13 protein-coding genes are annotated in these 10,897 nt (G+C 47.2%); 11 read left to right on the top strand and 2 right to left on the bottom strand.

The genetic code is table 11. The features are described from left to right. Positions 1-433 precede the first annotated feature (433 nt). A complete protein-coding gene (locus RMO35_RS20050) occupies positions 434-769 on the bottom strand; it encodes a hypothetical protein (protein ID WP_309743554.1) in 336 nt (111 codons plus the stop codon). Positions 770-809: 40 nt separating this feature from the next. Between RMO35_RS20050 and RMO35_RS20045 the strand changes: the two genes are divergently transcribed. After that, a complete protein-coding gene (locus RMO35_RS20045; protein WP_309743553.1) occupies positions 810-998 on the top strand; it encodes a S26 family signal peptidase in 189 nt (62 codons plus the stop codon). 395 nt (positions 999-1,393) lie between these two features. Beyond that, positions 1,394-5,422 carry a cobaltochelatase subunit CobN gene (locus tag RMO35_RS20040; RefSeq protein ID WP_309743551.1) on the top strand — a complete coding sequence of 1,343 codons (4,029 nt, stop codon included), beginning with the start codon at positions 1,394-1,396 and terminating at the stop codon, positions 5,420-5,422. Positions 5,423-5,456: 34 nt separating this feature from the next. Here the strand turns inward: RMO35_RS20040 and RMO35_RS20035 are convergent, their stop codons facing one another. Further along, positions 5,457-5,690 carry a hypothetical protein gene (locus RMO35_RS20035; RefSeq protein WP_309743550.1) on the bottom strand — a complete coding sequence of 78 codons (234 nt, stop codon included), beginning with the start codon at positions 5,688-5,690 and terminating at the stop codon, positions 5,457-5,459. A 293-nt stretch (positions 5,691-5,983) separates the two neighbouring features. On the opposite strand from RMO35_RS20035, the gene RMO35_RS20030 reads away from it, so the two are divergent. The 9 genes from RMO35_RS20030 to RMO35_RS19990 all read left to right on the top strand — a co-directional run. Then, positions 5,984-6,196, top strand: a complete 213-nt coding sequence (locus RMO35_RS20030) for a hypothetical protein (RefSeq protein WP_309743548.1) — start codon at positions 5,984-5,986, stop codon at positions 6,194-6,196. A gap of 405 nt (positions 6,197-6,601) precedes the next feature. Further along, positions 6,602-6,787 (top strand): hypothetical protein, encoded by a 186-nt coding sequence (locus RMO35_RS20025; protein WP_309743546.1) that lies wholly within the window; start codon positions 6,602-6,604, stop codon positions 6,785-6,787. Between the two features lie 126 nt (positions 6,788-6,913). After that, positions 6,914-7,426 (top strand): inorganic diphosphatase, encoded by a 513-nt coding sequence (locus RMO35_RS20020; protein ID WP_309743544.1) that lies wholly within the window; start codon positions 6,914-6,916, stop codon positions 7,424-7,426. Positions 7,427-7,565: 139 nt separating this feature from the next. Continuing rightward, positions 7,566-7,946, top strand: coding sequence for an aspartate 1-decarboxylase (gene panD / locus RMO35_RS20015; RefSeq protein ID WP_309743542.1), 381 nt, complete (start codon positions 7,566-7,568; stop codon positions 7,944-7,946). Positions 7,947-8,216: 270 nt separating this feature from the next. Beyond that, positions 8,217-8,387: a hypothetical protein gene (locus tag RMO35_RS20010; protein ID WP_309743540.1), complete on the top strand. Its 171-nt coding sequence runs from the start codon at positions 8,217-8,219 to the stop codon at positions 8,385-8,387. Beyond that, entirely contained in the window at positions 8,384-9,010 is a 627-nt protein-coding gene (locus RMO35_RS20005) for a hypothetical protein (RefSeq protein ID WP_309743538.1), read from the top strand. Before RMO35_RS20010 ends, RMO35_RS20005 begins: the two co-directional genes overlap by 4 nt. Before the next feature lie 241 nt (positions 9,011-9,251). Next, the gene (locus tag RMO35_RS20000; protein ID WP_309743536.1) at positions 9,252-9,713 is read left to right on the top strand and encodes a hypothetical protein; all 462 of its coding nucleotides are present in this window, start codon (positions 9,252-9,254) and stop codon (positions 9,711-9,713) included. Between the two features lie 17 nt (positions 9,714-9,730). Further along, a complete protein-coding gene (locus RMO35_RS19995) occupies positions 9,731-9,976 on the top strand; it encodes a hypothetical protein (RefSeq protein ID WP_309743534.1) in 246 nt (81 codons plus the stop codon). A 641-nt stretch (positions 9,977-10,617) separates the two neighbouring features. Then, positions 10,618-10,897 (top strand): hypothetical protein (locus RMO35_RS19990; RefSeq protein ID WP_309743533.1); only part of this gene is annotated, 280 nt, incomplete at its 3' end.

Here is a 10,897-nt window from a genome sequence, read left to right as displayed (position 1 = left end):
TACTCCTTCATTATCTGAAATTTAATGAACTGCCAATTCCATATTCAATCGATCGCGATAATCGATCGATGAAAATATCCCTCGAAGCTTGCGCGCCGCCTAAGCGGCGGTCGGTAAATCATACCCCGATCCAGCAACGCCTCCAAAGCATACGCACATGAAATGACCGATACAGAGCATCGAGAACTCGCGTCAGTACAGGAAGGTCCAAGGGAAAGTCGCTTTATCGAGCCACCATTGCAATTTGATTGATGAATTATATACTGACTAAATCTATTTGCTCAAATTCTTGTAAACTCTCGATAGTCAAACGTAAATTTTGATAAGCTAACGAAAGCGATGTTTTGCTTTTGGGGTCGAATGCTTTACTAATTACACTCAACCGACCGCGTAATTGCTCTTCCGCAGTGACAATCGTGATGACTACTCGATCCTATTGATGCACTGTCTCTAGTTTCTCAATCAGATTGGTTCGCAGACTACTAACAGCCTGTTCTCGACTATTCTCTACAGCGTTACAGTCAGGAACTTCCAACACAGAAGCAACAGTTTTCCCGTCCGATCGTTGCTGGAGCAGAATATTGACTTTGATACTATTTTGGTGAGCTTGCATGATATTTGGCTGCTCGGTTGGTGAGGATATGTATCTATTGTATGGCATTATTGACAGGCGATCGAGTGTTTGAGCGTGTCTGTGCTGACGATCCGATCGATAATTGCGATCGATCTGAGCAGTTAGAATTGGAGGGATCGATCGAAAGTATGACATCTAATCCCAAACATTCGGGTTTTATAAGTGCAAGCGAAATATGAAAATGGTGGTGGATTCGATCGATCGTAGCGATGGGTCAAAACATGCGGCAGAATCAGAAGCACATCGAATTCAAATAAGTCGTGTTATTGGTACTCCTGACGATCGGATAGAAATTAAAGAAGGTATTACTTGGGTAAATGATAAACCTTTGCCAGAAGCTTACATTCAGGAGTATATAGAGTGACTAATCTACTTTTAGATACTCATGCTTTCATCTGGTATTCAGAGAATGGCTGTCAGTTACCCAAATCGATAAAAACATAAATTGAAACTGCCGATCGAGTTGACATTAGCATTGCTAGTCTGTGGGAAATCGCGATTAAATTAAGTATCGGGAGATTATTACTTCGATCGAACTATGAATCGATCGAGCCTAGTTTAGAACCTGCTGGAATCATCGTGTTAACAATTTCGTTCGCCAATACAGTTGGGGTCATGAATCTATCACTCCATCACCGCGATCCATTTGACAGGATTCTCATCGTCGATCGATAACCAGAGCGTAATTACCATCGATCGCGATCGACTTGTTAATCCAAGTTCGTTACAATGAGGTGCTGTCTGTCAGGGTGAAAATCGATGCATCGTCTCGCTACAATACCGGGTGGTTGGAATCCTGCTACTGAGGGTGTCATCTTTGTCGAACAACAGCCAGCCCCGATCGTATTTATCACCGCTGCCGATACCGATATTCAGACATTAGCAGTTGCGGCGAGTAAATTACAGGCAGATTTTCCCCAGGTGCGGGTGATGAATTTGTTGCAGTTACAGCAACAATTGACGATCGATACTTATGCCGAGGATGTATTGACGGCGGCGCAGGTGATTATCGTCCGGTTAATTGGGGGTCAATCTTACTGGAGTTATGGGCTAGAAGTCGTCCAGGAGACTGCCAGACAGACGGGAGCGGTGTTAATCGTTCTGCCGGGTGACGACCGTCCCGATCCGACCTTGATGAGCCATTCTACGGCGAGTTTGGCAGATGTCGATCGAGTGTGGCAATATCTGATTGAGGGTGGGGTAGATAACTATCGTCAGTTATTGAATTTTATCGCTAGTCGGTGGCTGGATTTTGAGTGTGCATACCGCGCTGCTGAAGTTGTGCCGCGTGTGGGAATTTATGATGAGGTGCGGTGGTTGCCGGAGGGAATGCCATTACAGGGTGGGGCGGCGATCGTTTTCTATCGGGCGCACTATCTATCTGGAAATCTTGCTGCGATCGAGGCATTATGTCAAGCATTGGTCGATCGAAAGCTAACTCCCATGCCGATGTTTGTGTCTTCGCTCAAAGATCCGGTGGTGCAGCGAGTGTTAACTAGCTATTGTCAGCAGGGTGTGGATGTTTTACTCAATACCACCAGTTTTTCTCTGGCGAGTTTGGATACGGATACGCCCCAGGTGGGCTTGTGGGCAACGCTGAATCTACCTGTTTTTCAGGTAATTTTGAGCGGCGCAGGGAAGGAATTTTGGGAGTCTGGTTGGCAGGGTTTGACACCGCGCGATATGGCGATGAATGTGGCTCTCCCAGAAGTGGATGGGCGAATTATTACGCGGGCGATTTCGTTTAAGGCGGTGCAAACTCAGAACTCGGCACTTCAGACGGATGTATTGGTGTATGAGCCTGTACCCGATCGAGTCGAATTTGTGGCAGAATTGGCTTTAAATTGGAGTAAGCTACGACGGACAGAGGTATGCGATCGTAAGGTAGCTTTAATTCTGGCTAATTACCCGACTCGCGATGGTAGGTTGGCGAATGGGGTGGGATTGGATACGCCGCAGAGTTGTGTCGAAATCCTCCACGCGCTGAAGGCGGCGGGTTATCAAGTTGGGGAGATTCCGGCGGATAGTGGGGAGTTGATTAAGTTATTGACGGCGGGGGTGACTAACGATCCTGAAGGGGATGGCTGGCGCAAGGCTAGTCAGTCGTTGGATGGTGAGGAGTATCGATCGCATTTTCAGACTTTACCGATTGCGGTGCAGCAGGGGATTGTTGAGCGGTGGGGCGACGTTGGTGAGAATCCCCCTGCTTGGTGCGCTTCCATGGTCGGGGAACCCGACCGGAGCGCATCCGCTAAATCCCCCTTAAAAAGGGGGACTAAGAACACAGATTTCAGCACGGAGCTAGATCCGATCCCCCCCTTAAAAATGGGGGCTAGGGGGGATTCACCATCTCCGCAACCCACCAATTACCCCATCCCCGGCATCCAATTCGGCAACGTCTTCGTCGGCATCCAACCCGCACGCGGCTACGACAAAGATCCCAACCTCAACTACCACGCACCAGATTTAGTTCCACCCCATCAATATGTCGCCTTCTACCATTGGGTACGATCGAATTTCGGTGCAAATGCGATCGTGCATGTCGGCAAACACGGTAACTTAGAATGGCTCCCAGGCAAAAGTGTCGCCCTGTCAGAAAATTGCTATCCCGAAGCCGTATTCGGAGCCATGCCCCACTTATACCCCTTCATCGTCAACGATCCTGGTGAAGGTTCCCAAGCCAAACGCCGCACCCAAGCCGTCATCCTCGATCACCTCACCCCACCGATGACACGCGCCGAACTCTACGGCAGTTTAAATCAATTAGAAGGTTTAATCGATGAGTATTATGAAGCCCAAACCCTCGATCCAGCCAGGATGCCAGTAATTCGCGATCGATTAATCGCCCTCATCCAAACAGAACACCTCCACGAAACCCTCAGCATCAGAATCCCCTCCTCGGAGGGGTGGCGCGACAGCGACGGGGTGGGTTCCGACGCGATCCTCACCCAATTCCTAAACACCGCCGACGGCTATCTCTGCGAACTGAAAGAAGCCCAAATTCGCGATGGTTTGCATATTTTTGGGCAGTGCCCCCAGGATACACAACTACGAGATCTTGTGGTTGCGATCGCGCGCAATCCTAATGCTAACAGACTCGGTTTAACCCGTGCAATTGCGTTGGATTGGGAATGGGATTTCGATCCGTTGACGGCTGATTTAGGCAAAGAGTTAGTGGGTTTCGAGATTGGTGAGAATCCCCCTGCTTGGTGTGCTTCCATGGTCGGGTTCCCCGACCGGATCGCATCCGCTAAATCCCCCTTTTTAAGGGGGGCTAGGGGGGATTCAGATGCCAAAGCGAAGCTAGCAACCAAACCCTGCCGCATCATCGGCGACGCAGTAGAAATACTCGAAGAATATGCCGCCGAATTAGTCACAGCAGTCATGACAAATCGAGAGTTATCAGTAGGTGTAAACACCCAAGCCGAACTAGACTGGATCGCCACCCGACTCCTCCCCGCACTCCACCAAACCCCCCAGGAAATGACCAACCTCCTGCGCGGCTTAAACGGCGAATACATCCCCAGCGGCGCATCCGGCGCACCCACCAGAGGCAAACCCGAAGTCCTCCCCACCGGACGCAACTTCTACTCAGTAGACATCCGCGCCGTCCCCACCGAAACCGCCTGGTGTTTGGGACGTAAAGCTGCAGAAGTGCTGATCGATCGATATACTCAAGAACACGGCGAATATCCCCAAACCCTCGGCTTATCGATCTGGGGCACGTCCACCATGCGAACTGGCGGTGATGATATCGCCCAAGCCTTAGCACTCATTGGTGTCCAACCAGTTTGGGATGGCGTATCCCGCCGAGTGGTAGATTTTGAGATATTACCCGTATCAATTTTAGGTCGTCCCCGCGTCGATGTCACCTTGCGGATTTCTGGTTTCTTCCGCGATGCTTTTCCTAATTTAATCGACTTATTTGATAATGCTGTTAAAGCTGTTGCAGCATTAGATGAAACACCCGAACAAAATCCATTAGCGCAACAAGTTCGACAAGAACAAGCTAAATGGTTAGAGCAGGGATTAACACTAGACGAAGCTCAGACTCGATCGCAATACCGAATTTTTGGCTCTAAACCAGGTGCTTATGGTGCCGGATTGCAAGGTTTAATTGAATCCCAAAACTGGGAAACCGAAGCAGATTTAGCCCAAGCTTATATCAATTGGAGTGCCTACGCTTATACTAGCAAAGCCGAAGGCATCGCCGCACCCGAAGCATTTAATCAACGCTTAGGCAATATGCAAATAGTCCTCCAAAATCAAGACAATCGCGAACACGATCTACTCGATTCCGATGATTATTATCAATTTCAAGGCGGCTTAACCGCCGCAATCAAACAAGTATCTGGCACAGCACCCGAAGCCTATTTCGGCGATAATTCCCGCACCGAAAATCCCAAAGTTCGCAAGCTGACAGAAGAGATCGATCGGGTGTATCGATCGCGTATCGTCAACCCCAAATGGATCGCCGGAGCCATGCGCCACGGCTACAAGGGAGCCTCAGAAATGGCAGCGACTTTAGATTTCTTATTTGCCTACGATGCCACGGCTAATTGCGTCCAGGACTTCATGTATCAAGGTGTGGCGGATGCCTATTTGTTTGATGAATCGGTACGAAAATTTATCGAGCAAAATAATCCGTGGGTGCAGCGAGATATGGCAGAAAGGTTGTTAGAAGCTAATCAACGGGGTTTGTGGGAGGATGTCGAATTATGGACATTGGAGCGGCTAAAATTGATGGTGAATGAAGCTGAAGGAGTTATTGAATCGCAGGGTAATTAACAAGAAGTGTAGGGTTAACTCGACTTGCCACATATTAGCTAAAGGGTATCCACAAAATTCCAATATTTTGGTATCCGTAGCGGGAATTTAGAAATTCGCCCCGCTGCTGTGCTTCTTCTTTTGTTTTCCAGGCTGTATCTGCTATGACTCTGTAACCTTCAAAATCTGCATCAGTCCAATTTAGACGTTGTGCATTTGCAGAACTTATACAAGAATTTATGGATATAATAGACAAAGATATCAAAGCTATTTGCTTAATTTTATTCATTTATTTAATAGAATCTGTCGATCTAGTATTCCCAAGTAAGATAGATTTATATCATGATTACCGATTATGATTGCGAGCGCTCCATTAACTAGCTACACCACTTACACCAACCATATCTAACTCTCTGATTTAGTGTCGATTACCTACGGTAGGCTACGCCAACGATCGCGTTTACTCACACTATTTCACTCTACAAAGCAGCTTGTCGATCGCCTACGAGCAACTACGCGATCGCGAACCATTATGATAGTATTTAAATACGTGCCGTACAGAGAGTTCGGGTTGAATATCCAATGTCAGAAGAACGCTTAGAGCAAGTCGAACAGAAGCTAGATAGCCTAATTAGCGCCATCCAATCGGGATTTGGTAGCTTTGAACGCCAATTGAACGATATCCGTAGTGATAATAGACAACTTTCTAGCGACATCCAACAAGTTTCAGAACGATTAAAAAAGGTCGAAGAACGGGTACAGATTATCGACAGCCGCATTAATACGTTGGCGTAGCCTCTCAGAATGAGAATCGATTTGCGTCTGGCGGGGATATCTAGTGATATTCTTGGCTTACAAACAGAGCAAAATCGCATTAAAGAATATCTCTTCAGTCGTCCTCAATAGAAATTTAATTGTCTAGTGAAGGTTATCGTTTCTAGAGAGCGAACCGAGCAAAAATTAGAGCCAGTTGAAGCTCAGATCGCGACTCCGTGAGACTCCCCAACTTTCCGCCTCAAAGAGTTAACACCCATAGCACGATCGACCCCAGCACAAGTCAAGACTCGCTCAAATGCGAACAAATGTGAGCTGTGTAACAACTATCTCCCCGTTATTGGGTAAAATGGTATTAGTGGTGCAAGTTAAAGCTCCGGCAAGTCCGGTAGTTTGCATCAATGCTGAGTTAAATACATTCATTACATGGAATCTAGCGTCCCGCCTGGCAAACCTAAAACCGAGCCTCCTCCACATAAGTGGGGAGAGTTCTGGGGAAGTGCGATCGCGATCTTTACATTGATACTACCTGTGGCGGCAATCGTTCATTACTCGCCAGTTAGCAGTGTCCAAGCTTTACCCAATTTGCCACCAGCAGCGTTACCCGAATGACCTAAAGCCAATATTCGGACGCTAAAAGCTATTATCCAATTCCCAATCCCTAGTAAAATGCAAGCAGGGGATCTATTCTGTCAGGAATAAACATCCCCCAGCTTTTTTGAATTGGAGAATTTTACTTTGGACTTAACGCTCATTCCCGCTCAACCTAAATTTGGGATTATCAACGTTTTAATCGAAATTCCCGCTGGGAGTAAGAATAAGTACGAATTTGATAAAGACATGAATGCGATGGCACTCGATCGCGTTTTGTCATCTTCGGTACAATATCCTTGCGACTATGGCTTCATTCCCAATACGCTGGGTAACGATGGCGATCCGCTCGATGGGATGGTGATGATGGATCAGCCTACATTCCCAGGTTGTGTGATTGCTTGTCGCCCGATCGGGATGCTCGAAATGATCGATGGTGGCGATCGCGATGAGAAGATTTTATGCGTCCCTGATAAAGATCCGCGTTATGCTAACGTCACTTCGCTCAAAGATATCGCCCAACACCGTTTGGATGAAATCTCTGAATTTTTCAAAACCTATAAAAACTTAGAAAAAAAAGTTACTGAAATCCTCGGCTGGAAAGATGTCGATGCCGTCATGCCATTAGTGCAAGAATGCGTTGCAGCAGCGAAGAAGTAAGCAATCGTAGCGCCAGTACTGGAGCGCTAGGAGTGGAGATGAGAGTATATTCAACTCTCATCTCCCCGTCTTCTCGTCTCCTCGTCTCCTCATCTCCCCGTCTCCCATCTCCTTCCCCAATAACAACTAACCAACAACTATGCAACGCACGTTATTGGCAGGCAAAATTCACAGTTGCACGATTACCAATGCTAACCTGCAATATATGGGCAGCATCAGTATCGATGAGCTGTTATTGACTGCTGCGGCAATAGTCCCCTACGAGCAAGTACACGTCGTCAATGTCAATAACGGGCAACGGTTTATTACCTATGCGATCGCCGCAGCAGCAGGCTCGGGCGCGATCGAGTTAAATGGAGCCGCAGCTAGACTGGGCGTACCGGGCGATAAGCTGATTATTATGACTTACGTTCAGTGTGATGAGAGCCAAGCTCGCCAACACCAGCCGCAGGTTGTGATGGTAGATGCACACAACCAAATTACCGAACTTAAATCTCACATCCCCACTGGCATGGGTTGAAGTGGTGCTAGCGCAAGACTACGACAATACACTCGTAAATAGTTATTAAAGTCAGCCAAATGGCTGACTTTAAGCGCTCCCAATTGTGCTTAAAACCCGCAGGGCGACCGAAGATCGGGACGAGCGAGGCTGAAATATCTAGGCATACACTTTTTGTAGCGAAATTGTACGTCGTAATTAATGGACGATTATCTTCAAAATTAATAATTTATCTGTTTTCGCAATAATTTGCTATGTTTTCGGGGAAATGTGCAAGACAGATACTACATTTTGTTTATATGGTTAATTCAGGCATCAATTTTTGCTAGTGGTAAAGTTACCGCATTCAAGCCTAACATCCACAAAGCGATCGATTATCTCCGCAACGGTGACTACACCATGCGTGGCAATAACGGGAGTCGATCGACTCTAGTTTGCATTCTCTATTCACTCCCCTCATGAAAGAGCTGACACCAATTACCACTACTCCAGTTAGAGAACTACCTCGCTCCGCAGATTTAGCCCAAGTTTGTATCTATGGATTGAGCTTTTTATCAGTGGGCTTATTTCTCCTTTTACCATTTGCCAACTTACTCCATCCTAGCCCTTGGCAACGGAGTATCGGCACCATTCATTCAGTTGCCGCATTGCTCACCACGATCGTTGCTGCCTATGCCGGACATCTAGCTTTTCCACTGATTCGGGGCGCAAAGAATGTTCTCCCTCAACTGCGTACCCTGATTTTTTGGTTTACATTGCTGAGTTTTCTGGGGATAGTTTCCGGCAATTGGGCATTTATGCGATATCGAGCAGGGATCGAGCATGGTGGTGCTAGTGCTTGGCTAAAAGTAAATTCGCCACTAACTCACTATACGGTGGCTCAGTATCACGAACTGAGTACGGTGTTTATCATTCCCTTCGGTGTTGCCTGTACCTGGGTCTTGTGGCGATATGGGGACAGTATTGTCGCGTCCGAACACCGTGCTGTCCGATCTGTTACCAGCATTGCCCTCATGGTGCTGATGTTTTTAGCAATGGGAGGAATGGTGTCAGGTCTAAGCATTGCGAAGATCCATGCCCTCTAGGTATTAGGTATTAGGCTTTAGGCTTTAGGTATTAGGGAATTAGCTGTTTTGATAAGTACCAATCATAGATCGTTTCAGCAACGCCTAAACAGGAGTGTTTCGCCAATTCTCTACCCTAAAGCCTACCCCTACACCCTCTTATCCCCTAAAACCTAAAACCTAAAGCCTACCCCAACCCCCTCTTATCCCCTAAAACCTAAAACCCAAAGCCTACCCTCCACCCTCTACCCTCTATACCCTAATGCCGCACCCTCGCTCTGAAGAATTACTCCCTTGGTATACCCGATGCTGGAATTGGTCAAAGCAATTTCCGGCGATCTTAGCAACTGGAGCAAGTACACCACCGGGAACTGCTGGTATCGCTGCGGCAGCCTTCATTAGTGCTGCTATTGGTGCCGTCATGATGATGGTGTCACATCACATCGCCCATACATCAGTAGACCGAGAGCAATTTATCGAGTGGTTAGGCAGTTGGATTCCTGGTAGCCAGAGTACGGATCCAGTAACTGGCAATATTGGCAGTTATGCAGGCAAAGAAACGGTGCTACTCATCGGCTGGCTCGTCAGTTGGGTCATCCTCAACGATCTGCTTGAGCATCGTCAAGTCCGCACCCGAACGATCTTTTTTGGTACCTTTGGGTTACTGGTAGCCGCGATCGTTATGTGTTGGCATCCGCTGTTTCCCTATCTCCCCTTACAATAATCACAGGCGATTAGTTTATGTTTAGCGACTCTGATTCGACTTCTTCCGGTTTCACTGGCGTACCTGCCACCGAGTTTCATCCCCGTCGGATATCAGCTAGAGAGCTACATCGATATGTCTGGGGACTGATGGCTGTATTTAGCGCCTTCGCTATTAGTTATCCGATTGCCTGTTGGCGGGTTAGTCAATCCGAGCAGTTTCGCCCTCATCGCTCTCACGTCAAATCTTTACCGCTCCCAATAAGTGAATCGGCTAGAAATTAGGGCGTGGCTCGATTGGCTAGCTTCCCAACTTAGCGATATCCACCACACCCGCGACTAGAAATCATCACAAAAATTTACTGAGAGTTAATACTATTAATTCTCAGTAAGTTTTTGCGAGCAATGTCTTGACAAAGTGCTTCACTTGCGGCTGTCGATCGGTGCAAGCTATCTAATATCTACCAGTAACTATTGAAGATTTTGGTGGAATAGAAAGCTACTACTTCGATACCAACAACAGCAAGCAATATGCTGGTCGGAATATTCTCTCTAATGCTTTTGAAAATCCCATTTTAGTTGAGAATGGCAAGGTGACAGATCTCGCCGATTTAGGTGGCGATGGTGGTACCGCACAGGGTATTAATAACAAAGGACAACTTGTCGGTACGATCGGGTAATTTGGGGATCTCGACTGGCGAGGCTAGATCCCCGACTGTCTTGTCGGTTTTTTTATTCGGAGGTTCCCTCCGAATAAAACCACCGCTTCTTGGAGAAGTCGGGGATCTGATATGTCCTAACAGATGTGACGACTACTTAGCTGGCAATTTATCAACAATCATCATCAATGACTATGAATCGATCGCTCTACAAGCCACTGTCGATAAACCGATCCGCATTTCGGCTCAAGAATTACACAAATACGTGTGGGGGTTAGTTGGTGTCATGCTGCTAGCGATCGGGACTTATCCGATCGCGATGAATCGAGCGTCACAAATTTTTATTCCAAATTAATGCTATTAATTCTCAATAAATGTGCTAGTATATTTGAAAGCTTGTCAAACTTGGCGATCGCTAAGCTGATGAGATCGAAGCCTACCCCCGCTAATTGCAGCAGTCAACTCCACCCCGATGGGCGGGAAATCCAGACAAGCCAGTCCTCAAATACATCTCTCAGCCTCATGTCAGCCGTCGATAGACCGATCG

This window comes from Chamaesiphon sp. OTE_20_metabat_361 (genome assembly GCF_031364565.1).
The sequence above is the reverse complement of the archived record's forward strand: the minus strand, read 5'-3'. Positions and strand labels throughout refer to the sequence as shown.